The sequence below is a fragment of the Ligilactobacillus sp. WC1T17 genome, assembly GCA_900110005.1.
GTDB lineage: Bacteria > Bacillota > Bacilli > Lactobacillales > Lactobacillaceae > Ligilactobacillus > Ligilactobacillus ruminis_A.
In genome coordinates this window covers 142,957-167,845 of sequence record FOCC01000003.1, presented here as the reverse complement: position 1 = coordinate 167,845, position 24,889 = coordinate 142,957, and the positions used below count along the sequence as shown (strand labels likewise).

Here is a 24,889-nt window from a genome sequence, read left to right as displayed (position 1 = left end):
TTTTATATTTGATGAATAAAAGCTCCTGTAAAGGAGCTTTTATCTGTTAGTTATTTAAGTCATTTTGAATTTGTATTTGTATATTGGATAGTTCCGTACCAATGGTATTTTTTTCAATGGCTTCTTCAATTAAGTAATCGGCTTTATGAATAACATTATTGTAGTTTTTAAATTCAGGAATATTTTTAGCGCGATACATAATGTTATTAAATTTATTTTCAGTTAAAGCATCATCACCCACGTTTTCTGCTTTGAGAATTTTTTGAACCTGATTGCTTTGCATGACGCTTTTCATAACTGAAGCCCCTTGGGAAGTTTCAAAGAGTTTTTGTTGAACTTTTTGATTCGCACACAGCATCTTGAGCAATTTCCAAGCTAAGATAGGATGTTTAGTATGGGCAGCCATTCCAAAGAGTGTCGTTTCAACACTGGTTGAAGCAATATTTTTATTGATTGCGGGCATACGGATACAAGTCCACAAAAAAGAGGAATAGCGGGCGATATGATAAGGGTAGGATTCATAGGTGCGATATTGGGCTAATGTCATCGGCAAAAAGGCGACTTTTCCCTTATCAAAATCATCGGAAGTAACATTATAGCTATTTTGTAGGTTATAAAGTTTTGACATCATAAAAAGTGCATTGCGTACTTTAGAGGTGTTGAAATAGCTTTCAGTTCCGCTAGGATTAAAAAGGTCTGTGCCATATGCCATAATGGCATCTTGCCAGTCATAATCGGCAAAACCAAATTGATCGATTGTTCCATCGTGATTGGTGTCTTGGTTCATTTTACGGCAAAGCTCATAAAAATGCGTGATGGTCCAATTGGAATTAGGGACTTTAAGACCATTTCTTTTCAATAAATCCGTATTAACACACATCAAAGTCGGATTACTTTCAAAAGGCAGGGCATATTGGGCACCTTTATATTTGCCAGCACTGTAATTGGCTGGATAGTATAGTTTGGAAAATGGTGTGTGGTCTAATTTGGTAAAGTAAGTCAGGTTGGCTAAAGCGCCGGTTGACGATAGTAAGCTGAAACGGTTAGCTGGTACGATAAAAACATCAGGTGTTTTATTTTTAAGAATTTTTTCGGCCAGCCAATCCATATAATCATCTTTACTAATACCTGTTTCATATCTGACTTTGACATGAGGGTTTTGTTTTTCAAATTTTCGGGTAACATAATCGATAAATTTATATTCATTGCTATTGGGAACTCCCCAACTGCTATCAGTATAAATACCAATGGTTAAAGTTTTGTCTTGCTGATTATAATAATTCCAGCCTAAAAGCATTAGACTAAGAATAAATAAGACAACTAGTAAATATTTTCCTATTTTAAGCATTGTTTTCACCAAAATCTTTCAAAGTAGCGCCGGTTTGTACGGCCCAAATAGCAAGTTGGGTGCGATCACGCAAGTTAAGTTTGGCTAAAATATGGGATAAGTGATTTCTGACAGTTCCTTCGGATAAGTATAATTTATTAGCGATTTCTTTGTTGGATAAACCATTCCCCACTTGTTGGATGACACGCCACTCAGCGTTAGTAATTTCATTGGAGCCTTTTTCATCAACATGGATAGCAAAATTTCCTTGGGCCATTTTAGAAAATAAGCTAACAACTTTGGTGGCAATATTGGGATTGATCATCGAGCCGCCTTGATTGACGGTTTTTATGGCTTTTTGTAATTCTTTGGTTGAAACTCCCTTCAAGATATAGCCGGAAGCACCATACTTCAAAGCACTAAAAATAAAATCATCGTCGTCGAATGTGGTTAGGATAATAACTTTAATATTGGGGTATTTGGCTTTGACTTCTTTTGTACAAAGTGTTCCATCCATTTTAGGCATTCTGATATCCATCAAAATAACATCGGGTTGGTTTTTGGCAATAGATTTTAAGACTTCAAAACCATCGGCGCAAATATCAGTAACTTTAATGTCGTCAGTAGCGTTTAAAACAATTTTAAGTGATTCACGGATAAGTTGTTGATCATCGGCAATCAGAACTTTTATCATACAATAACCTCATTTCTTAATAAATTTAACCTTAGTTAAAAAACCATCTTGACCCTCATACGTGACACACCCGCCGATAATAGCGAGTCTTTCTTGCATTTGGGTTAGTCCATAGCCGGCCTTGATTGAATTGCAGCCTTGACCATCATCTTGAATATCAATGTAGTAGAAGTTGTCATCTTGGTTAAATATAATATCAATTTGATTAGCATGACCATGACGGACGGAGTTGGTCACTGATTCTTCAACAAGACGGAAAATAACATTTTCAGTGGTTTTTTCTAAATCAGCATCTTGCCAGTTATAAGTAAAATTAACTTGAAGATGCGATACACTGGTGTAACGTTCTAGCATTTGCTTTAATGAATCTTTTAAAGAATTATGGTCCAAAGTACCGGGACGCATCTTGTTAAGTGAATTTCTAACATCAACAATGCCTTCTCTGACAACAACGGAGAGATTTTGAAGCTGCTTTTTGGCGCTGTCTTTATCAATGTCAATTAAGACATTAACCGCGTCAAGTCCAGCGGAAATACCAGTTAAAGCATGACCAAGTGTATCGTGAATTTCGCGGGAGATGCGAATGCGTTCTTTTTTTTCGGCATTGGCTTGTGCAATTTCAATATAACTATTCAAATTATCATTGGTTTTGGCCGCCATGCGCAGTTCTTCTTCGATATTACGTTGTTCATTAGTGACGTAGACTACATAAGTAAACAAGGATAAAATGAATAGTACAACGTTTAGTGCATAGATAAAGTAACGCCAAAAAAGTACGATAGCTCTAATTTTAAGCGGTAAAAAAGCAATATAAGTATCAATGGATGGAAGGTTAATTAGCAGAGTTAAAAAATCATAATTTGAACACATAAAGCAGATAAAAGCTACAGTTAAAAAGAAAAACCAATAACGTTTGCTTTTAATAGCATAAAAATTTTGGGTTGAAAAGAAAATATCAGCAAAGACTAAGAAGATAATGCCGCTGTAAGATGCTTTAAGGACCAGAAAAATAGCTATAATAACCAAAAGTTCACCCATCAAAATGATATCAGCCTTTTTTTGATCATGGATTTGCTGGCGATAGTAAATGATAAAAATCAAGAAGATAAATAAAAAAATCGCACTCCAAAAAGTTAAGACTGGGTTACAAGGAATATGACTGATAGCTTGCAAAAAAGCCAGACTATTTTGGGTTTGCAGGATATATTTGCTGATAAATAAAAAAAGAGCAGCGTGAAATAAGACAGCCACAAACGTCAACGTTATTAAGGCTAAAAAAGCATTTTGCGCCTGAATTTTACGATTCTTATTTTGCATTATTGCCACCCCGAGACATCATAATTTTGAATATTTTTTTGCGTTAGTAGATAAACAGGTACGATGATATTGCGCTTAACAGGTTTATTGAATGCCAATTGATAACAAGCATTAGCTGTTTTTTTACCTAAATTGATTGGTGATTGCGCTACAGTAGCTTGGGCATTAGGATTGGTTTCTAAAAGTCTTTTCATAGTAGCTGATCCGTCAATGCCATAAACATTAATGGGACGGTTTAGCTGAAGCGCATCTAAAGCAGCTAAAGCACCTACTGCACTTTGATCGTCTAAGGCTACAATGGTATTAGCTGTAGTTGCTAAGGCAAAATAGTGTTTAACTTTTGGCAAAGTTACTTCGGTTTGACCTAGGGTTTCAATTTTGGTTAAAATATGATAATTATTTTGGTAATTATTTTGGGATTTTAGAGTATCACTAAACCCTTGATAGCGTTCTTTGACTGAAAGCGCATTTCCGTGTTCCAGCAAGACAATATTTGCCCTAGGAGCTTTTTTTATCAGATTAGAAGCGATGAGTTTTCCAGCTTGATAGTTGTCTGAGACGATACTACAGTCAGCGATTTGCTTATTTTTTAATTGACTATCGACTTCAATAATTTTGATGCCGGCTTTTTTAGCTTTAAAAAGTGTTTTTGCCAGTTTATGATTTTCACCGTCTACAGGATTAATCACGATAACATCCACTTTTTTAGCGATAAAATCATCTATTTCTTGGCATTGCTTGGTGACATTTAAACCAGGATTGCGGGTATAGAGAATATCGCCTCTGATATTCACCTTTTTTTTGAGTTCTTCATTGATGACGCCATAAAAACTGTTATTTAAAGTCATATAAGTAGCACCAATTTTTATTTTTCTTGGTGTTAAAGGTAACCATAAATAACTAAGATAAACAAAAATGGTTAAGATAAAGGCAAAGATAATAAGTGATTTGAGGTTAAATTTCCATTTATTTTGCATAAAACTCCCCCTAAAATGCTTACATGTGCATTATATCATTTTTTGAACGTTTCAAAATATGATATTTGTCATGTTTCGGAGCCTAAAAGGACGAAAAAAATTTACATGATTGTATATTTATTCTTGATAAACAAAACTTTTACCACTTACGTTAAAAAAAACACCACTTAAGGAAAACTACTTGTCAAGTTAAGCAAAATTTGGTGTAATATCTCTCAAAGAGGGGATGAAATTTGAAGGTTATTGTTGATATCAATCCAAAATTAAGTGAGGCCGAAGTTCATCTTTATGTTCCCAAAGAAAATCAATCCACTAAAGAAATTATCCGGCAGCTCCACAGCCTTTTTGATACCTGGCAATTAGCTGCCTTTAAAAAAGATGAGCTGGTGTATTTAGCTTTAGATGAAATTTTATTTTTTGAGACTGAAGGCCGCAATGTATTGGTCCATACACGTAACGAAACTTTGCTGGTTAAACACAAATTATATGAATTAGAAAAGCTTAACTCTAATTTTATGCGGATCTCAAAGGCAAGTGTGCTGAATATTAGCCAAGTTGAAGGATTAAAGCGGAGTTTTTCAGGGTGTATGGCCAGCTTTTTTGAAAGCTACAAAAGTGTGTATGTTTCGCGTAAGTATTATCCAAATTTGCGCGATAAATTAGAGGAAATGAGGTTGAAGTAGATGGAAAAGAGAGTTAAACAAATATTAATCGGGCTTTTTTTATTAGTGGCGGCAGGCAGCCTGATTGCTAGTCAAATGCATTTATTGCCTTTTACTTTTTCAGTTGGTAAATGGATCTTAATTATTTTATTGGTCATAGCCTTAATCTATAGTTTTTTTCAAAAGAGTATCAGCGGAACCGTTTTTTCAATTGCTTTTTTACTAATGGTTTTTGCTAAAGAATTAAAGATAACCCAACTGGTACCTTGGACACTGTTAATTGCAGCCGTTTTGGTGACCATTGCCCTGAAGCTTATTTTAGGCAAGCATGAAAAGGTATTAACGGTTGAATTCAGCAGCAAAGATGATAATGATTTTTTAGATGAGGATGAATATCTTAGCGAAGAAGACAGTGATCAGGTCATTAATATCCAGGCTAATATGGCAGCTGCAACAAAATACGTCAGGTCGCACGATTTGCGTAATGTCAATATTTCCGCTACGATGGCCGGAGTAAAACTTTATTTAACCGAAGCTAGACTCAACGCTGGTTATGCGGTTATCGAAATTAATGCTAATATCAGTGACCTTGATATTTACCTGCCTAAGACTTGGCAAGTAATATTTAATCCTAATAATATTTTAAGTGAGATAACGACTAAGGGTTCTAGTCAAGGTAATGAGGTGCGGGTGGAGATTACCGGTACACTTAAATTGTGTGATTTGACAATTCATTATATCTAATCATGTTAAGACCTGTTTTTTATGCGCAGTATGGTAAAATTAAGAAGATCAAAAAAGAAGGGAATCTTAGCATGGAAGAATCACTGATTGCAAAAACAGCGCAAAGGGAAAAGTTAACTCCTAAACAGGTTAAAGTTGTTGTCGAATTTTTACAGGAAGGGGCAACCGTTCCTTTTATCGCCCGTTACCGCAAAGAAGCCACTGGCCGCTTAGATGAAGTGCAAATTAGGCAAATTCAAGATACCTACCAAAAAGAAGCACAGCTGGCGAAGAGAAAAGAAGCTGTCATTAATCTGATTGACGATGAAGGCAAGCTTACGGGAAAATTAAAGGAAGCTCTGTTAAAAGCTGCTAGTTTGCAAGAAGTCGAAGATTTGTATTTGCCTTATAAGAAAAAACGACAAACAAAGGCCCAAAAAGCAAAAGCAGCCGGGTTAAGTCCTTTAGCTACGGCAATTATGCAGCAGGCAGAGGATATTGAGTTTGGCCGAGTGCAAAGTGATTTAGCACAGAAAACGGGTTTAAAGCCAGCAGATATTTTGGATGGCGCTAAAGAGATCGTGGCCGAACAGGTTTCAGATAGTGCAGCTTTGCGGTCTTGGCTGCGCAAACATATTTGGCGGGTAGGCGTTTTATCAAGTAAAGTTAAAAAGGATGCACAAGATGAATTAGCTGTTTACCAAGGATATTATGATTTTAGTCAAAAAATTTCTCGTTTAGCTGGACACCAGATTTTAGCTTTAAACCGGGGCGAAAAGCAGGGAATTTTGCGGATATCTATTGATAATAATGATGATTTTGTGCTGCAATATTTGGGACATATTTTAAAAGTTCAAAATACTGGCAAATTAAGTAGCCAAGCTTTGGTTGAAGCTTATACGAAAGCTTATAAAAAAAGTGTTTTGCCTGCTGTGCAAAGAGAAGTGCGCGCTGAATTAACGCAACAAGCCAGCACAGAAGCTATTAATGTCTTTGGCGAAAATCTTTATCATTTGCTGATGCAAACCCCGCTCAAAGGAAAAGTGGTTTTGGGTTTTGATCCCGGACTTAGAACAGGCTGTAAACTGGCTGTAGTGGACAAAACCGGAAAATTCCTGGGAAAAGCCATTATTAATCCGCATGCTAAGGGAGATAAAGCACGTGCTGAAGCTAAAAAAGTGTTGGCATCCTTAGTTAAAGAATATAACGTTGATATTATCGCAATTGGCAACGGGACTGCCAGCCGTGAGTCCGAACAATTTGTTGCCGATTTAATTAAAGAAGCTAACCTTGCTTGCAGTTATGTGATTGTTAGTGAAGCAGGGGCTTCGGTTTATTCTGCCAGCGAAGAAGCCCGAAAAGAATTTGGCAATTTGCAGGTCGAAGAACGCTCAGCTATCAGCATTGCCCGCCGCTTGCAAGATCCTTTGGCTGAATTGATTAAGATTGATCCCCAATCAATCGGAGTGGGGCAATATCAGCATGATTTGCCGCAAAAACAGCTCACAGAAAAATTAGATGCGGTCATCGAAACGGGGGTTAACCAAGTTGGCGTTAATTTGAATACAGCTAGCACCGCTTTATTGACGCATATTTCAGGCTTAAATGCGACGATTGCGCAAAATATTGTGGCTTATCGAGATGAACATGGGTCATACCAAAAGCGCAGTCAGCTTAAAAAAGTACCTCGTCTAGGACCTAAAGCTTATGAACAAGCAGCTGGTTTTTTACGGATTGTCGATGGGGACGATATTTTTGATAATACCGATATTCACCCCGAAAGTTATGCTTTGGCCAAAAAAATCCTAGATTTTGTGGGACTTTCCAAAAAAGATTTGGGGACCATTAAGGTAAAAAAGACTTTTGATCAGTATTCAACTGCTGCGTTAGCGCAAAAATTTGCCAGCGGAGAGGAAACGGTGGCCGACATTATCAAATCTTTTGAAAAACCTGGGCGTGATTTACGGGATAACTTCCAAGCCCCGCTTCTTCGGACAGATGTTTTGAAAATGGAAGATTTAAAAGCAGGCATGAAACTGCAAGGAACGGTGCGCAACGTGGTGGCTTTTGGTGCTTTCGTTGATATTGGTGTTAAACATGATGGCTTGGTTCATCTTTCCAAAATGGCCCATAAATTTGTCAATAATCCCAGCGAGATCGTAGCTGTTGGTGATATTGTTGACGTTTGGGTTGAAAGTGTTGATCTTAAGCGGCAAAGAATTCAATTAACGATGCTCGATCCGAAATAAAGAAAAAGACTGCAACTTTTGCAGGCTTTTTATGTGAAAAACGTTATTTATAATTCTGGCAGGCTATTTGAATACTGCCGGCATCAGCCGGGATATTAAGGGAAATATTGCTAATGGGAATGTAAAAATTATTAGGAATGTGATTGAAAAAGTTGGAGACGAGCTTTTTTGAAATATTGGAAGTAAATATGGATGAAAAATGGAATGAACCTAATCATTCCATTTTTTTATTAGTAATTGTGCCATTGCCGGAAATTTTTTCTAAGAGTCAACCTACCTCGGGATAAATTCGGGCTTGTAAAAAGGCAAACCCACGACTTTTCCAACCACAATTTACATAGATACATTACTGCATAGTTACAAAGTAGGCATGACTTACATGGTAATTATCAATGCCTTTTAAATTCGCAAATTGTCGAACAGCTTGACTAGCTGGATGCTTATTTTTTCAAATACGGCCCTTCGATTTTGAAGGTTATTAAGCAAAAAGTATCATTAAAAAATAATTAGAAGAAAGACGCTGTTATAAGTTTGCTTGAGTTTGGAAAATAGGGGTATCTAAAATGAATTAGACCACTAAAAGTTAAAGGCAAGATATTTGAATTCAAAGATATACTCTTTATAGATTGATGTATAGACTTTTTTTGTGATGAACAAAATTAAATTCTTTGTTAAAAATATTGACACTACTAAGGGTGCATGCTAATATTTAACTGAAAGTTTTATAATCGTTTTTTTATTTTTGGGGGGATATTATGAAAAAATATAAATTGGCGATTATTTCGGCTGCTTTTTTGACATTAAGTTCCAGCGTAGCTTGTGCAGCTACCTTTGGCAATAAATATAGCGGCGCTTCAAGTGTTGAAACGATGCAAGTAAGATATACGGGATTTGCTTGGAATTATAAAAAATCACGATATAAGAGTACATACTTTAAATACGTTCGTGGTAGCAGAACATTACTTTATCGTTCTGTGTCAAATGGTAAAGTTACAGGATCTGTTTGGGATGATATGCGCTGGGGAAATAAATATACAACACGTTTTTACTGGGGTCATGGCGCTTTGAAATGAACAAAAAGACTTTATTTAATTTAAATGATGTCCTAGAATTGCTAGGCTTATATTCGCTGTGCTTTGGTACTAATTTGTTTTTGGATGGTATTCAAAAAGTTAAAATAAATTCGATTTTATTACAAGATTTATTAGACGATGTTATTAAATATCAAGTGGTGCTAAGTTTAAGTATGACATTGGTGGTGGTAGTTTTTCATTACCGCTTTTTATTAATGAAAAGACAAGAAATTTATCTTAAATTACTTGTGGGGGATACGGTTAAAAAGATACGGCAGCGTTATTTAGCCAATTGTTTTGGTATTTTAGGCAGCGCGGTCATACTTGTGAGCATGATTGGTTTTTCTTTAAGCTTGAACGTGTATCCGATAGCAGGTTTAACCTTGCTTTTTTCAGCTTATATTTTAATAAGTTCATTAGGGGAGATGTGGTATGAAGGTTTTTAATTTTTTTGCTTGGCGTCTTTTTAGCCGCCGCTGGCTTTTAAGCTTGCTGATGTTGGTGTTATTATTTGCCAGCAATTATTTAACTTTTACGATTGCACGGTCACTAATTTCCACAAACGAGGGGTATCGGCAAATTCAAAGTTTTAATCAAAAAGGTTTTTATATTGCTAATCTGGCACCTAACAGCACACCAAATATGGATAAGATAAGACTTAAAAAAACAAGGCAAGTATATGGTTACCTCAGACAGCATTTTAAATATGCGCTAACGACGGAGGGTTTTACGGTTAATGTAGCTCATATGAAGATGGATGCTTCGCTTAGCTATTTAAATGAAAATGCATATCGATTGAGAAATTTTAAATTGGCACAGGGAAAAAAGATTGATTTTGACCAGCGTTTTAAGTCTAAACAGATTCCGGTCTTAATTGGAGCAGGTTTAGCTAAAAAGTATCCTTTGGCATCAGTAATTAAAATTACAGATCCTGTCTTAAATAAGCCGGTTTCATTTAAAGTAGTTGGCATTCTTAAAAAAGATACCAGCCAGGCTAATTTTTATGCGCTAAACTCCAAAAATTATACCAACTTTACGATAGTAGTCCCTATCCAAAATACTTTTTTAAATCAGGCTAGTAAAGCTTTTTTACTTAATGGTTTGATGGATTTGACCTTAATGAACGCTAAGAAAGGACAGCTTAAAAATTTTCAGCAGATAATAGCGCAAAAATTGCATTTTAATCTTAATTTTTATAGTCAAAAACAAAATAATGCTTTTTTCAATAAATATTATTTAAGTAATATAAAATTGATTCTGCTGGTCACCTTAGTATTACTGCTGAGCGCCTTATTTTTTATACTTTGGAATAGTTATATCAGCGTTAATTTGATGCTTAAAGCGTTAACTTTGAATCTTTTGCTTGGACTTAGTTATCGAAAATTAAAAAGGATTTTTTACGGCTATTTTTGGATGCTTGAAAGTTTCACATTAATGATGGTAGCAGCAGTTGTTTGGCATACGCATTTTAATGCTTGGCAGCAGTTAGACCCGCTATTTGCTATTTATGGAACCTTAGGCTTTTTGCCTATGGAGTGGAAAGCGCTAGGATGGGTTTTAATAGTCGCTTTGGTGAGTTCAGTTTTCACAGTTGAAACGATGATGCACTTTGTGAAAAAAATGCCGATTTCTTTAGGGGTATTACAATGAAAAAAATGATTGATTTAAAGCTGAAAGAAAAGACGTTTGCTAAAAGCAGCATTTCAATTCTTAATGATTTTACATTAACCATTACGAGTGGTGAAAAAATCGCTATTGTAGGCGAATCGGGAGCTGGCAAGAGTAGTTTGCTTAATATAATTGGTCTAGTTGATCGCCACTATAGCGGACAATATCGTTTATTTGGGATGGATGCAGCTAAACTAAATGATGATCAAAGGGCAAAGTGGCGCAATGAAAGAATTGGGTTTATTTTGCAAAATCAAGCCCTGCTCAATTCCTTTTCACTCGAAGATAACATCAAATTACCACTGCTTTATGTTTCAAAAGAAACCAAGAAGGCCAAGGAAGTTTGGTTTAGACAGCTAGTTGAAACATTAGGAATTGAATCTTTGCTAAAAAAGAAGCCATTTAAGTGTTCAGGTGGTGAAAGGGCACGGGCAGCTTTAGCTAGAGGGTTAATTATGCAGCCGCAATTGGTTTTAGCTGACGAGCCGACAGCTTCCTTAGATGATAAAAACAAAGATATTATGATGGAGCTTTTGTTTAAGTTAAATCAGATAAATAATATGACGTTAATCACAGTCACGCACGATTTAGCGATTGCACAACGGCATGATTGTGTAATTACGATTGAAAGGTGATTAGATGGGACTTATTATCATGTTGCTATTGTTTATTTTAGGCGGGGGATTACTTTTTTTAGCTAGCCAAAAGAAACAATTTTACCAAGTTGAGCTTATTTTAGGCAGTATTTTGCTTATTAGCGGGATTATTTTAGCTTGGCCACATTAATAAAAGAATTGGACTTTGAAGTGAAGCAGGGCAGAGCTTTGCTTCTTTTTATTATATTATGAATTAATTATTTGTTATAATTGAGGTAAATATTTGCTTAGGAGTGGTTGAATGGATGACTATCGCATTGAATATGATACCTTGGGAGCAGTAAAGATCCCTGATCAAGTTTTGTGGGGGCCGCAGACTCAAAGAAGCCTGCAGAATTTTAAGGCTGGAAAAACCATGCCTTTAGCATTGATTAGAGTTTTGATTCAATTGAAAAAGGCTGCTGCTCAGGCAAATTATGAATTGTATAATTTAGATGCAACCAAGTCCAACTTGATTGTTCAAGCTTGCGACCAGCTTTTAGCTCTAGAAGACAATGAATTGCAAAAACATTTTCCTTTGAAGATTTACCAAACAGGTTCAGGAACGCAAACGAATATGAATGTCAATGAAGTGATTGCACATGTGGCGCAAAAACTTGATTCACAAAATGAAATTTTGCCTAACGATGACGTTAATCGCGGGCAAAGTTCCAATGACATTTTTCCTACGGCAATGAATATTGCGGCTAGGTTGGCGGTAGCTGAAACAATGCTAGCAGTTAAAGGACTAATTGCTGCTTTGAAGATTAAACAAAGCAAGTATTGGCAGACAGTTAAAATTGGCCGTACGCATTTGCAAGATGCAACACCGTTGACTTTTGGCCAAGAAATTTCAGGCTGGACAGCAATGTTGGAACACGATTTACTTTATTTAGAGAAACTGGCACCGACTTTAAATGAATTGGCTATTGGCGGAACTGCGGTAGGAACAGGACTGAATGCTGTGCCTGGCTTTGCTCAAAAAGTTGCTAAGCAAATGGCTGAAATTTATGGTGTTGCCTTTAGTGCTGATGGCAATAAGTTTTATGGCTTAGCAGCTCATTCAGGCTTAAATGTTGTGCATGGCGCTTTGAAGACGTTGGCAGCTGATCTTTTAAAAATTGCCAATGATATCCGCTTTTTAGCGTCAGGTCCGCGGGCCGGGTATGGCGAATTAAAAATTCCGGCTAATGAACCAGGTTCATCGATTATGCCTGGAAAAGTCAATCCTACTCAATGTGAAGCGCTCACGATGGCAAGTGTCAGGGTGATGGGCAATGATGTCGTCGTTAATATGGCTTCTTCCCAGGGAAATTTCGAAATGAATGTCTATAAGCCGGTTTTAATTGATGCTTTTTTAGAATCTGCTGATTTGTTGACGGAAACAATCCAGAGTTTTAATGAGCATTTAATTCAAGGCCTCGAAGTAAATGAAAAAAGGATGCAAAGCCTGGTTGATTATTCGTTAATGACCGTGACAGCATTGGCGCCACACATTGGCTATCATGAAAGTGCTAAAATTGCTCAATTAGCTGAAAAAGAAGGGCTGACTTTAAAAGAAGCTGCTCTTAAATCAGGAAAAGTCACAAAAGAGCAATACCGGCAATGGATGGATCCGTTAAAAATGACGAATATTGATTAAGAAAAGCACTGCCATTCGGCAGTGCTTTTTAAATTTGCTTTTAAGATCCAAAAAAATGTATAATTGAATGGTTATAGAGCGGAGGAATGTAAATGATATTTAGTGGATTCGCTCTACCACAGGCACCTCCTAAACTTTAGTGCAACAAATATGTCTTGTGACAATTAAAAAAAGCAAGGCAGCTAAGGTTGCTTTGCACTAAGGAAAGAGGAATTCTAATGGTAGAAGCAATTAATTTGAAAAAAGGTATGATTTTTGAACAAAACGGCAAGTTAATCAAGGTTTTAGAAACCAATCACCACAAGCCGGGCAAGGGTAATACTGTAATGCAAATGAAGTTAAACGATGTGCGTTCAGGTGCTATTATTCAAACAACAATGCGTCCAACGGAAAAAGTTGATTTAGCCATTGTCGATAAAAAAAGTGCCCAATATCTATATGATGAAGGCCAAACAAAGGTCTTTATGGATATGGATACTTACGAACAGTATGAACTGAGCCAAGAACAATTAAAAGAAGAAGAACAATTCCTCATGCCAAATATGGAAGTGCAGCTTGATTTTTGCAATGACGAATTAATTGGTATTGATTTACCCGGAACAGTAGCAATGAAAGTTGTTGACACACAGCCAACGATTAAAGGTGCGACTGCAGCTTCAGGTGGTAAACCAGCTACTATGGAAACAGGTTTGGTCGTAACCGTGCCAGATTTTATTAACGTCGGCGATACTTTAGTAATTAATACGGATAACGGCTCTTATAAAGCAAGAGCTTAATAAAAAAGCGTAAGTCATTTTGACTTACGCTTTTTTTTATTTAGTTTCATCCCAAACTTTTTTAATTGCCGGAATTTCAGCTAAATTAGTCATCTCTTTTTGACTGGTTACAATGAGGTTATTAGGCCCTTGGGCGAGCGTGCTAAAGGTCTTTAAACTTTCATCTTTGAAGTAATTTTCGCTAACGCTAGCTAAGGAAGCTTGGATAGTATTAATTTTATAGGCTTCAGCGTCCGCTTGGGTCTTAATAGCTTCAGCCTTGGCCTTGGCTGTGGCAATTAAGGCATCATTTTGTGCTTTAGTTGTCAGCTCAATGTTTTTGGCTTCACCTTCGGCTTTGGCAATAGTCGCGGTTTTTTCACGATCAGCGGTCAATTGTTTATCCATAGCTTTTTGAATTTCAGGACTAGGTAATAATTCATCGATATTAACACGGACAACCATCACTCCATAAATTTCGGTTAAGTCGCCAATCGCTTTATATAAAGATGCATTTATTTCGCTGGTAGAGCCTAAAGCTGTGTTTAAATCCATCCGCCCAATAATATCTCTTAAATGTCCGCGAATCAGTTGAATCATGGAAGTAACTGAATCAGTGTTATTATAAAAGAAATTATAGCTATTTGTGACTTGGTAATTTAGAGTTAAGCTAGTTGAAATTTCCGCATTATCTTTGGTGATAATAGAATATTTTTGAATTTCTAAAGGCTGTAAAGCCAAAGACACTACCCTTATTTTTTGGATACCCGGAATTACAAAATTAATGCCTGCGTTAACAGTCCGGCTGTATTTACCCAAGGTTTCAATTAATCCCTGGTAATTTTGTGGTACAATCTTAATCCCAAAGACACAAACTAAGATGAGTAAGATTAATAAAAATAATAATGGCATAAAAATTCCTCCCTATGTAAGATATTTAAATTATATATAAAGCGGTAATAAATAGCAATCTTTAAAAGTTTAAGACATGTTATCGTTTTACTAACTTATACCAATCATTTATACTTAGATAAAGTAAGGTTAACTGAAAGGGATTTTGATTTGATATGGCAAAAATTATCTTTCTTGATATTGATGGGACTATTGTTGATTATGACAATCTTATTCCGATTAGCGCTAAAAAAGCGATTCAGCTGGCACGTAGCAAAGGACATAAAATCTATCTGAATTCGTGACGTAGCAAGGCTGAGCTACCAAATGAATTATTTGAGATTGACTTTGACGGTATTATTGGGGGCAATGGCAATTATGTTGAAAATGAAGCAGAAGTCCTGTTGCATCAAGCTTTAGCGCCAGAAGCTGAGCGCATGATTGCTGAGTGGTTGTTAAATAATGATTTACCTTTTTATTTAGAAAGTAATGAGGGCCTTTTTGCCAGTCCCGGCTTTGAAAATAAGGCACAAGATGCTTTAAAAAAATATATTCAAGGTAAGAATCCTACTAAAGATGTTTCTAAGGCCCATGCGATTGACGTTTTGCTAAGTTATCTAAAAGCTAGTCCAAAACAAACCGTCGCTTTTGGTGATGCTAAGATTGATATTCCTATGTTTGAGTACTGTGCTACCAGTGTGGCAATGGAAAACGCCGGACAGGAAACTAAAACAGCTGCTGATTTGGTGACCACTGATGTTAACGACGATGGCTTATGGAATGGCTTTAAAATGATTGGTGTTATTTAAAAAAGTATATAAAAAAGTCCTGTAAAATTTATTTACAGGACTTAATCTCTTAAGGAGAGTACAGGATTTGAACCTGCGCGCCGATACTATCGGTTCGCCGGATTTCGAGTCCGGTGCATTACCACTCTGCCAACTCTCCGCAACAATTTCATTATATCAATTTTAATTATTAATGACAAGCATTATGGAAAAAAACTTGTTATAATAAGATAAGGCTATTACAGAAGGGCGGGGATAAAATGAGGTTAATTTCATGGAATATTGATTCACTCAACGCAGCTTTAACAGGAACTTCAGCACGGGCCGAAATGAGTCGCGCTGTTTTAGCGCAAATAGCCCAAAAAAAGCCTGATATTCTTGCTATACAAGAAACCAAATTGCGCCAAGAAGGTCCAACTAGAAAGCACTCGCAGATTTTAGAACAGTATTTTCCTGAGTATGAGTTTGCTTTTAGGTCATCAGAAGAACCAGCTAAAAAAGGCTATGCAGGGACGATGTTTTTATATCAAAAAAGCTTGCAGCCTAAGGTTTCTTATCCAACCATTGGAGCGCCGGAACCAATGGATTTTGAAGGCCGGATTTTAACATTGGAATTTAATGATTTTTATGTTACCCAAGTCTATACCCCTAATTCAGGAAGCCAGTTAAAACGTTTAGGTGATAGACAAATTTGGGATCAAAAATATTGTCAGTATTTAAAAGAACTTGATCAAAAGAAACCTGTTTTAATTAGTGGTGATTTTAATGTAGCTCATCAAGAAATTGATTTGGCTCATCCTAAGACCAACCACCATTCAGCCGGTTTTACCGATGAAGAACGTTTAGGTTTTACTAACTTATTGGCTGCTGGTTTTAGTGATACCTTCAGGAAATTAAACGGCTCAGTGCCTAATGTTTATACTTGGTGGGCTCAACGAGTTAAAACCAGCAAAGTCAATAATTCCGGCTGGCGGATTGATTATTGGCTGGCCAGCGACCGCCTGCTTCCCCAAGTCAAGGAGTCCAGTATGCTTGATACAGGGGATAGACAAGATCATACGCCAATTGAATTAGTGGTTGATTTATGAGATAAAAAGCTAAGTTTAACTTGACTTACAGCCTTAGTTTTTGTATTCTAGAATCATTGATATGAACCGGTGAGAAAGAAGAGTAGCAGGTAAAATTTTTACAGAGAGTGGACGGTAGCTGCGAGTCCATGAAAGTTTATTTGTGAAGACACTTTTGAGGTGTGCGAACAGCACCGCGAATGGCGCGTTATCCCGAAGTTATAAATTAAGGTGGTACCGTGCTTTGCGCCCTTGTTGACTTGCAGTTGACAAGGGCTTTTTCTTTGCCGGAAAATTAAAGGAGGATTTTTGATGAAATACCAACGTCCCAAAGGTACAGCGGACATTTTGCCGGGTGAATCAGAAAAATGGCAATTTGTTGAACAAAAAGCACGTGAATTATTCAAAAAATTCCGTTATCAAGAAATGAGAACCCCTATTTTTGAAAATTTTGAAGTCTTCTCGCGTACTTCGGGTGAAACATCCGATATTGTTACCAAAGAAATGTATGATTTCTTTGATAAGGGGGAACGGCATATTACTTTGCGACCAGAAGGAACTGCTGGAGTCGTTCGAAGTTATGTTGAAAACAAACTCTACGGACCAGAGATTGCCCGTCCTTTTAAGACTTACTATATTGGACCGATGTTTCGATATGAACGTCCCCAATCAGGACGTTTACGTGAATTTCACCAAATCGGAGTTGAAGCATTTGGTGTGGATAACCCGACCTTGGATGTTGAAGTTATCGCGATGGCAATTGAATTGCTCAAAGGTTTTGGCTTAAATAGTTTGAAACTGGCGTTGAACACTTTAGGCGATCAAGAAACAAGAGCGGCTTACCGGCAAGCTTTGGTTGATTATTTGGAACCATTTGAAGGTGAATTATCTGACGATTCTAAGGAACGTTTGCACAAAAATCCTTTGCGCGTGCTTGATTCTAAAGATGAAGGCGACCAAAAGATTGTGGCTAATGCGCCTTCTATTTTAGATTACCTAACTGATGAAGCCAAAGTTCACTTTGACACTGTTAAGTCATTGTTGGATGCTTTAGGCATTGAATATACCGTTGATAGCAATATGGTGCGGGGACTTGATTATTATAACCACACTATCTTTGAAATCATGAGTGATTCTAAAGCTTTCAATGGCAAATGGACCACTGTTTGTGCCGGTGGACGTTATAATGGCTTAGTAGAACAATTAGGCGGTCCCGAAACACCAGGGATTGGTTTTGGCTTAGGGGTTGAACGCCTGCTTTTAATTTTGGATGCTGAAAAAGAAGCTTGGAAATTAAACAATGATTTAGATGTTTATGTTGTTGGCATTGGCGAGGCTACGAATACAGAAAGCTTAAAATTAGTGATGTCTTTACGTCAACAAGGCTTAAGTGCCGAACGTGATTATTTGTCCAAGAAGCCAAAGTCACAATTTAAGCAGGCCAGCAAGTTACATGCCGCTTATACCTTAACTATTGGTGAAACTGAATTGGTAAATAAAAAGGCCAACCTAAAGAATATGGCTACAGGTGAAGAAGTCAGTGTAGCTTTAGCTGATATTTATCATGATTTTAAGCAATTGATTAAATAAGAAAAAGAGGTAATATAATGAAACGGACCACATATGCAGGCTTGGTTGATGAAAAATACCTTAACCAAGATGTTGTTTTAAAAGGTTGGGTGCAAAAGCGCCGCGACCTTGGTAATTTGATTTTTGTTGATTTACGTGATCGTGAAGGTATTGTTCAATTAGTTTTTAACCACGATATCTCCGAAGAAGCTTTTAAGCAGGCTGAACAAATCAAAAGCGAATATGTTATCGAGGTTCAAGGTAAAGTTGTCAGCCGGGCTGAGAATGCCATCAACCCTAACATGAAAACTGGTAAGGTGGAAGTTGAAGTATCTCAATTAACAGTTTTAAACGAAGCCAAGTTAACACCTTTCAACATTGAAGATAATACTACTGCGTCCGATGAAACGCGCCTTCGCTACCGCTATCTTGATTTGCGCCGTCCGGAAATGCAGCAAGCATTGATGATTAGAAACCGGATTACCCAAGCTGTTCACCGTTATTTAGATGAAAACAGCTTCATTAATGTGGAAACGCCATATTTGACACGGTCAACACCAGAAGGGGCACGGGATTATCTGGTGCCTTCCCGCGTTTACCCAGGTCACTTCTATGCTTTGCCACAATCACCACAATTATTTAAGCAACTTTTGATGGGAGCCGGCTTTGATCGTTACTATCAAATCGCCCGTTGCTTCCGTGATGAAGATTTACGTGGTGACCGTCAGCCTGAATTTACCCAAATTGATATGGAAATGTCCTTTATGACAGCTGATGAAATTCAAGAAATGACTGAAGGTTTATTAAAGGCCGTCATGAAAGAAACCCTGGGTATTGATCTGAAGACACCTATCCAAAAAATTACTTGGAATGAAGCGATGGATCGTTTTGGTTCTGACAAGCCTGATATTCGTTTTGGAATGGAACTTAAGAATATGGCTGACAGCGTTGAAGGTGCCGGTTTCAAAGTCTTTGATTCCACCCTTGAAAATGGTGGCCAAGTTAAGGCTATTGCTGTTCCTGGCGGAGCTGACAAGTATTCACGTAAGAAAATCGAAGAAAAACAAGACTACATTAAACGTTTTGGCGCTAAAGGTTTAGCTTGGATGAAAGTTACCGAAGAAGGATTTGCTGGTCCAATTGCCAAGTTCTTTAAGGGTAAAGAAGAAGCTATCTGTCAAGCTGCTCAAGCAAATGTGGGCGACTTATTGTTGTTTGTGGCTGATAAAGCTGATGTTGTGGCTGCATCTTTAGGTTATTTGCGGACATCAATTGCTAAAGAAATGGATATGATTGATGAATCACAATTTGCCTTTGTTTGGGTTGTTGATTGGCCACTCTTTGAATATAGCGAAGAATTTGAACGCTATATCGCAGCTCACCACCCATTTACCATGCCAAATGAAGAAGATTTGGATTTATTGGCTTCAGATCCGCATAAGTGTCATGCACAAAGTTATGACATTGTCTTGAATGGTTATGAACTTGGCGGTGGTTCAATCCGTATCCATAAACGCTCAATTCAAGAGAAAATGTTTAAGGCATTAGGCTTTACTAAGGAAAGTGCCGAGTCACAATTCGGCTGGTTCATGGAAGCTTTAGATTTTGGTTTCCCACCACACGGCGGGTTGGCACTTGGTTTAGACCGCTTCGCCATGCTTTTAGCTAAGAAAGACAATATTCGTGAAGTTATTGCCTTCCCTAAGAATTCCAAGGCTTCTGAACCATTGACTAATGCTCCAAGTGTAGTTGCACCAAAACAATTGGATGAGCTGTATTTGAAGACTGAAATGCCAAAAGAAGATTAAAAAAAGGCTGCTTAGCAGCCTTTTTTTTAGACCTCAAGGGGCCAATTTTTGATTTCTAAGAGGGCGGGTATTAAAGCTTTAGCTGATTGCGTCAAAATAATTTCACCTTTTTTAGCGGTAGCCCCTTGGGGATTGCCTCCAATACCAAGCGGTTGGTGGTCTTTTGTTTGCAGGTCTTTTCCCATCCAATTCAGGGCTGTTTCATTGGAAAAATTGATATGCCCGTTTTGGCGGTAGCCGCCCTTTTTATAGCCGGTTTGTGCTTCTTTTAAGTGGACGGTTTCGGGTTTAATAGCTAAAACCATCGATGTTTCCATTTCACCACCATGAAAATACCAAGTATTGTTAGGTGAAATTGTGGCTTGAACTTTAGGATCTAAAAAGGCGCATGAATTTAAAGCAAAGATTAAAACGCCTAATTCATAGCGTAATTGACGGGCTAAAATGTCTACTGCTGGCCGGTTGCCTCCATGACAGATTAACAGCGCAAATTTTTTGAAGCCGTACCGATTTAAGCTGGTGATAGTATCTTTTAAAACGTGATAGTAAGTTTCAGGTTGTAACGATAGCGAACCGGCAAAATCTAAGTGCTCCATGCTCAGTTCTAGCGGCAAAGTCGGCATGACCAGCATAGGAAAATCAGGATCTATTTTATCCATTTCACGTTTAAGATACTGTGGCAGGGTATTGCCCACCATAAAATCGGTTCCTAAAGGAGCTTGCGGACCATGTTGTTCAAGGGAACCCAAGGGAAGCATGATAATGGTTTCTTTTTGATAAATATTTTAAGACAAAAACGACCTTTTAAAAAATAAGCGCATCGCTTGTGATGCGCTTATTTTTGTTGTTTAAAGTATTTTTTCAAGCCTGAAACCACATCATTCATGGTATCGATTCGGTATTGAGATGAACTAATATGTTCAAAATCATTTCTAGTATTGATGTAACCCATTTCTAGCAAAATAGAAGGAACGGTGGTATCACGAATAACTAAAAAGTCGCCAAAAGCTACCCCACGGTTTTCCAAGCCAACAGCGCCAAAGCTTTGATTAACGCTTTTAGCTAAAGCCAGTGATTTTTCTTTATGGTAATAATAAGTTGTAAAGCCTGAAGCTGAATTGGCAATTTCATTTGAATCAAAGTGAATGCTGACAAAAGCGTCCGCATGCACCTGCTCAGCTAAGGTAGGGCGGGCAGAGAGTCCTACAAAAGTATCGTTTGATCGTGTCAAGTAGACTTTAGCACCTTGTTTACGCAACGCTTGAGCCAGTGTTTTGGCATATTTTAGGGTGTATTTTTTTTCCTGTTTGCCTGAAATAGACAAGGCACCTGAATCAGAACCGCCGTGACCGGCATCGACGACAATCGTTGCCTGATCCAAATTAGTTATTTTATTGCTGTAGTTATTTTTTAAAGTCCAATCACCAATCCAACCGCGTAAGCCCGTATCCGTTTCAACTTTTATCCAGTGGTATTCAGTGGCTAAAATGGTGATTCTTTGACCATAAGCGAGACTTTTTAACGCTGGGCCATCTTGATCAGGTTCTTTTCTTAAGACAGCCTCGTTAGTTTGAATGGTTACTTGGTTTAAATAAGCATAGGTCCGACGGTAAAGAATCAGTAATAAGCCTAAGATTAGAGCCATTAAAACCAGTTTATCGTAGGGTTTACGATTTTTTGGCGGAGATTTGCGCCTTTTTTTATTTTGGTTAATAGGACGCGTATTTTTATGATTAACAGGTCGTTGCATTGGCAAAATCCTCTCTATAAACAATCCAGTTGTTATTATAGCAATAAAACAATCGTATTTTTTTAAGATTCGTTAAATTTGAATGAAATATTTGAAAAGTAGCGCTAACTCGCAAGATTTTATGAATTTAAAGTGTCAAAATAGTTAGTTTTATGTTATCATTTATTCAAATGGTTTTGAAACCAAAATGCAGGAGGAATATTTAATGTCTGATGTTAAATATAAGCGCGTTGTCTTGAAATTAAGTGGTGAAGCTTTAGCAGGAGAAGCAGGTCATGGAATTAACCCGCCTGAAATTCGTAAAGTAGCTGAAGAAATCAAAGAAGTGCATGATTTGGGCGTCCAAATCGCGATTGTTGTCGGTGGCGGCAATATGTGGCGTGGTGAAGCTGGTGCTCAAATGGGTATGGAACGTGCTCAAGCTGATTATATTGGCATGCTTGGTACAGTAATGAATGCCTTAGCTTTGCAAGATAATCTTGAATCAGTGGGAGTTCCTACACGGGTTCAAACAGCGATTGAAATGCGTCAAGTAGCTGAACCATACATCAGAAGAAAAGCTATGCGCCATTTGGAAAAAGGACGCATCGTTATTTTTGCTGCTGGCACAGGTTCTCCATACTTCTCAACTGATACAACGGCTGCCTTGCGTGCTTCTGAAATTAATGCCAATGTTATCTTGATGGCTAAAAACGGTGTTGACGGTATTTATTCAGCTGATCCGCGCAAAGATGATAGTGCTGTTAAGTATGAAAAATTAACTCATTTGGATATCATCAATAAAGGTTTGAATGTCATGGATACTACGGCATCATCACTTTCCATGGATAACGATATTCCTTTGGTTGTCTTTAATATGAACCAAAGAGGCAATATTAAAAAAGTTGTTTTAGGCGAAAATATCGGGACAACCGTTACTAAATAAACAGCATCAAAGATGGGCAGTTTATCTGCCTATTTTTTTTATTAAAATTCCCGTTAAATAGCCCGCTTTACTTTGACAAAAAGCCTATTGTTAGATAACATAGTAATTGGTGAATAATGCGAATTATCCTTTAAATAAGGACAGGAAGGAAGAAAGATATGAGTGTAAATCCACGATTAGTTAAGTATCAAGAAAAAATGACTAAAGCTGAAGAAGCTTTACAACATGAATTTGGGGGCATTCGCGCTGGGGTAGCCAACGCCAGCCTGCTTAACCGCGTCAATGTTGAATATTATGGGGTTCCCACACCTTTAAACCAAATCGCCCAAATCAATGTGCCTGAAGCACGTGTTTTGATGGTGACACCTTATGATAAGAGCTCTTTAAAAGATATTGAACATGCTTTGTTGGCTTCAGACCTTGGCTTGACCCCAATGAACGACGGCAGTGCTATTCGGTTAGTTATTCCACAATTGACAGAAGAAAGACGTAAAGAATTAGCCAAGCAGGTTCGTTCCGTTTCTGAAAAGGGCAAAGTTGCAGTACGCAATGTTCGACGTGAAATGATGGATTCACTTAAAAAAGCTCAAAAGAGTGGTGAATTAAGTGAAGATGAGTTACATGCTTTAGAAGATGAAGCACAAAAACTGACCGATGCATCCATTAAGAATATTGATGCATTGACAGCTGCTAAGGAAAAGGAAATCTTAGCTGAATAAAGCCTTGAGGCGGGCTGAAGAACATTTTGTTCTTTGCCCGTTATTTGTTATTGGCTCCATTGAGGTGAAATGAATGTTCGAAAAATTCTTTAAAACAAATGCTAATCAACAAGAAGAAGTTGATTTAGACGAAAATAAAATTCCCACCCATATTGCAATCATTATGGATGGAAATGGGCGTTGGGCGCAAAAAAGGCATTTGCCACGGGTAGCTGGTCATAAGCAGGGTATGGAAACTGTCAAAGAAATTACCAAAGCTGCCAGTAAATTAGGTGTTAAAGTTTTGACGCTGTATGCTTTTTCCACAGAGAATTGGAAAAGACCAGCTGCGGAGGTTAATTTTTTAATGGATTTGCCCTCAAAATTTTTTGATACTTTTGTGCCGGAATTAGTTGAAAATAATGTCAAAGTAAATGTTATGGGGTACGTTGACCAATTGCCGCCTAAAACAAGACAAGCCGTTTTTGATGCCATTGAAGACACTAAAGAATGTGATGGCATGATTTTGAATTTTGCACTTAATTATGGCGGTCAAGCTGAAATTGTTTCTGCCATGCAAGCTATCGCTGAAAAAGTCAAAGCAGGAGCCTTGCAGCCAGAAGATATCGATGAACAAACAATCAGCCAGCATTTAATGACTAATACCTTGGCACCTTATGCCAATCCTGAATTGTTGATTAGAACAAGTGGTGAAGAAAGAATTTCGAATTTCTTATTATGGCAGATTGCTTATAGTGAGCTGGTTTTTACGGATGTTTTATGGCCTGACTATGCACCAGCTAACTTGGCTGAAGATATCTACCAATTTCAAAAGCGGAATCGGCGCTTTGGTGGCTTAAATAAGGAGGAAGAAAAATAATGAAAACACGTGTTATTACGGCAATTGTTGCTTTGACCGTTTTTATCCCGCTGTTAATTATTGGCGGGGTGCCTTTTAATCTGTTAGTTTTTGCGATGGGAATTGTGGGCATGGCAGAATTTTTAATTATGAAAAAAGAATTGCTGGTCTCAATGGAAGCTTTATTAAGCTGCCTTGCAGTGGCTGTTTTACTTGCTCCTGGACAAGTGCAAAAATTTATACCGGCATCAATCAGTGTTTTAGATGTTTTTTATATCATTGCGTTAGCAATGCTGGTTTTGACGGTTGTATCCAAAAATAAATTTTCATTTGATGATGCGGCTGTTTCTGTTTTAGGTGCTATTTATGCCGGCATGGGATTTCATTTAATGATGCAGGCTCGGGCAACAAGTTTATGGATGATTTTATATGCTTTGCTAATCGTATGGTTAACCGATTCAGGCGCTTATTTAATTGGACGCAAAATCGGCAAAAATAAACTTGCTCCTCATATCAGTCCTAACAAGACATGGGAAGGCTCTATTGGCGGAATGGTGGCAGCTGTTATCATTGTTGGCATTTACCTAGTTGTAGCACCAATTAAATTGGCTTATTCGCTGCCGATAATGTTAGGGTTGACCTTAGTATTTTCGATTGGCGGCCAATTCGGAGATTTGATTGAGTCTGCTTTCAAGCGTTACTACGGTGTTAAAGATTCGGGAAAAATTTTACCTGGTCACGGCGGCATCTTAGACCGCTTTGATTCATTACTCTTTGTTTTGCCTTTGATGCATTTAGTAGGTTTATTCTAA

Annotated in this window: 24 protein-coding genes, 1 tRNA gene and 1 pseudogene; 18 read left to right on the top strand and 8 right to left on the bottom strand. The window is 37.5% G+C overall.

Going from position 1 to position 24,889, the window contains the following annotated elements; genetic code table 11:
* Positions 1–46: 46 nt before the first annotated feature.
* Genes BMX26_RS03055 through BMX26_RS03040 form a run of 4 tightly spaced genes read right to left on the bottom strand, consistent with a single transcriptional unit; the run spans position 47 to position 4,315 of the window.
* On the bottom strand, positions 47–1,348 hold the full coding sequence (locus tag BMX26_RS03055) for an extracellular solute-binding protein (protein WP_075530003.1): 1,302 nt from the start codon (positions 1,346–1,348) through the stop codon (positions 47–49).
* A complete protein-coding gene (locus BMX26_RS03050) occupies positions 1,341–2,021 on the bottom strand; it encodes a response regulator transcription factor (RefSeq protein WP_075529983.1) in 681 nt (226 codons plus the stop codon). Before BMX26_RS03050 ends, BMX26_RS03055 begins: the two co-directional genes overlap by 8 nt.
* 9 nt (positions 2,022–2,030) lie before the next feature.
* Positions 2,031–3,338, bottom strand: a complete 1,308-nt coding sequence (locus BMX26_RS03045) for a sensor histidine kinase (protein ID WP_075529982.1) — start codon at positions 3,336–3,338, stop codon at positions 2,031–2,033.
* Positions 3,338–4,315: a substrate-binding domain-containing protein gene (locus BMX26_RS03040; RefSeq protein WP_075529981.1), complete on the bottom strand. Its 978-nt coding sequence runs from the start codon at positions 4,313–4,315 to the stop codon at positions 3,338–3,340. Before BMX26_RS03040 ends, BMX26_RS03045 begins: the two co-directional genes overlap by 1 nt.
* A 233-nt stretch (positions 4,316–4,548) precedes the next feature.
* Here BMX26_RS03040 and BMX26_RS03035 point away from each other — a divergent pair, with 233 nt between their 5' ends.
* From BMX26_RS03035 to efp, 10 genes are all read left to right on the top strand, one after another.
* On the top strand, positions 4,549–4,998 hold the full coding sequence (locus BMX26_RS03035; RefSeq protein ID WP_075529980.1) for a LytTR family DNA-binding domain-containing protein: 450 nt from the start codon (positions 4,549–4,551) through the stop codon (positions 4,996–4,998).
* Complete coding sequence (locus BMX26_RS03030) at positions 4,999–5,721, top strand: LiaF transmembrane domain-containing protein (protein ID WP_075529979.1); 723 nt, start codon at positions 4,999–5,001, stop codon at positions 5,719–5,721.
* Between the two features lie 71 nt (positions 5,722–5,792).
* A complete protein-coding gene (locus BMX26_RS03025; protein ID WP_075529978.1) occupies positions 5,793–7,949 on the top strand; it encodes a Tex family protein in 2,157 nt (718 codons plus the stop codon).
* Between the two features lie 755 nt (positions 7,950–8,704).
* The gene (locus BMX26_RS03020) at positions 8,705–9,022 is read left to right on the top strand and encodes a hypothetical protein (protein ID WP_082272457.1); all 318 of its coding nucleotides are present in this window, start codon (positions 8,705–8,707) and stop codon (positions 9,020–9,022) included.
* Positions 9,019–9,468, top strand: coding sequence for a hypothetical protein (locus BMX26_RS03015; RefSeq protein WP_075529976.1), 450 nt, complete (start codon positions 9,019–9,021; stop codon positions 9,466–9,468). Before BMX26_RS03020 ends, BMX26_RS03015 begins: the two co-directional genes overlap by 4 nt.
* Entirely contained in the window at positions 9,455–10,672 is a 1,218-nt protein-coding gene (locus tag BMX26_RS03010) for an ABC transporter permease (protein ID WP_075529975.1), read from the top strand. Before BMX26_RS03015 ends, BMX26_RS03010 begins: the two co-directional genes overlap by 14 nt.
* Entirely contained in the window at positions 10,669–11,325 is a 657-nt protein-coding gene (locus BMX26_RS03005; protein WP_075529974.1) for an ABC transporter ATP-binding protein, read from the top strand. The genes BMX26_RS03010 and BMX26_RS03005 overlap by 4 nt, the downstream gene beginning before the upstream one ends.
* Before the next feature lie 4 nt (positions 11,326–11,329).
* The gene (locus BMX26_RS09590; RefSeq protein WP_173647577.1) at positions 11,330–11,476 is read left to right on the top strand and encodes a hypothetical protein; all 147 of its coding nucleotides are present in this window, start codon (positions 11,330–11,332) and stop codon (positions 11,474–11,476) included.
* A gap of 111 nt (positions 11,477–11,587) precedes the next feature.
* Entirely contained in the window at positions 11,588–12,967 is a 1,380-nt protein-coding gene (locus BMX26_RS03000; protein WP_075529973.1) for a class II fumarate hydratase, read from the top strand.
* A 218-nt stretch (positions 12,968–13,185) separates the two neighbouring features.
* The gene (gene efp, locus BMX26_RS02995; RefSeq protein WP_075529972.1) at positions 13,186–13,743 is read left to right on the top strand and encodes an elongation factor P; all 558 of its coding nucleotides are present in this window, start codon (positions 13,186–13,188) and stop codon (positions 13,741–13,743) included.
* A 36-nt stretch (positions 13,744–13,779) separates the two neighbouring features.
* Here the strand turns inward: efp and BMX26_RS02990 are convergent, their stop codons facing one another.
* Entirely contained in the window at positions 13,780–14,634 is an 855-nt protein-coding gene (locus BMX26_RS02990; protein ID WP_075529971.1) for an SPFH domain-containing protein, read from the bottom strand.
* 155 nt (positions 14,635–14,789) lie between these two features.
* On the opposite strand from BMX26_RS02990, the pseudogene BMX26_RS02985 reads away from it, so the two are divergent.
* Positions 14,790–15,422: pseudogene (locus BMX26_RS02985) on the top strand (HAD hydrolase family protein).
* Positions 15,423–15,474: 52 nt separating this feature from the next.
* Here BMX26_RS02985 and BMX26_RS02980 read toward each other — a convergent pair.
* Positions 15,475–15,561, bottom strand: a tRNA-Ser gene (locus BMX26_RS02980).
* Positions 15,562–15,661: 100 nt separating this feature from the next.
* On the opposite strand from BMX26_RS02980, the gene BMX26_RS02975 reads away from it, so the two are divergent.
* The 3 genes from BMX26_RS02975 to aspS all read left to right on the top strand — a co-directional run bounded on the left by BMX26_RS02975 (position 15,662) and on the right by aspS (position 19,845).
* Positions 15,662–16,489, top strand: coding sequence for an exodeoxyribonuclease III (locus BMX26_RS02975; RefSeq protein ID WP_075529970.1), 828 nt, complete (start codon positions 15,662–15,664; stop codon positions 16,487–16,489).
* Between the two features lie 291 nt (positions 16,490–16,780).
* Entirely contained in the window at positions 16,781–18,058 is a 1,278-nt protein-coding gene (gene hisS / locus BMX26_RS02970) for a histidine--tRNA ligase (RefSeq protein WP_075529969.1), read from the top strand.
* Between the two features lie 17 nt (positions 18,059–18,075).
* The gene (gene aspS, locus BMX26_RS02965) at positions 18,076–19,845 is read left to right on the top strand and encodes an aspartate--tRNA ligase (RefSeq protein ID WP_075529968.1); all 1,770 of its coding nucleotides are present in this window, start codon (positions 18,076–18,078) and stop codon (positions 19,843–19,845) included.
* A 26-nt stretch (positions 19,846–19,871) separates the two neighbouring features.
* On the opposite strand, the gene BMX26_RS02960 is transcribed toward aspS, so the two are convergent.
* Both BMX26_RS02960 and BMX26_RS02955 read right to left on the bottom strand, forming a co-directional pair.
* Positions 19,872–20,609 (bottom strand): creatininase family protein, encoded by a 738-nt coding sequence (locus BMX26_RS02960; protein WP_412771395.1) that lies wholly within the window; start codon positions 20,607–20,609, stop codon positions 19,872–19,874.
* Positions 20,610–20,680: 71 nt separating this feature from the next.
* Positions 20,681–21,490 (bottom strand): N-acetylmuramoyl-L-alanine amidase, encoded by an 810-nt coding sequence (locus BMX26_RS02955; RefSeq protein ID WP_075530002.1) that lies wholly within the window; start codon positions 21,488–21,490, stop codon positions 20,681–20,683.
* Between the two features lie 310 nt (positions 21,491–21,800).
* Here BMX26_RS02955 and pyrH point away from each other — a divergent pair, with 310 nt between their 5' ends.
* From pyrH to BMX26_RS02935, 4 genes are all read left to right on the top strand, one after another.
* Positions 21,801–22,520, top strand: coding sequence for a UMP kinase (gene pyrH, locus BMX26_RS02950; protein ID WP_075529966.1), 720 nt, complete (start codon positions 21,801–21,803; stop codon positions 22,518–22,520).
* Between the two features lie 158 nt (positions 22,521–22,678).
* The gene (gene frr, locus BMX26_RS02945) at positions 22,679–23,239 is read left to right on the top strand and encodes a ribosome recycling factor (protein WP_075529965.1); all 561 of its coding nucleotides are present in this window, start codon (positions 22,679–22,681) and stop codon (positions 23,237–23,239) included.
* Positions 23,240–23,312: 73 nt separating this feature from the next.
* The gene (locus BMX26_RS02940; RefSeq protein ID WP_075529964.1) at positions 23,313–24,098 is read left to right on the top strand and encodes an isoprenyl transferase; all 786 of its coding nucleotides are present in this window, start codon (positions 23,313–23,315) and stop codon (positions 24,096–24,098) included.
* Entirely contained in the window at positions 24,098–24,889 is a 792-nt protein-coding gene (locus BMX26_RS02935; protein ID WP_075529963.1) for a phosphatidate cytidylyltransferase, read from the top strand. Before BMX26_RS02940 ends, BMX26_RS02935 begins: the two co-directional genes overlap by 1 nt.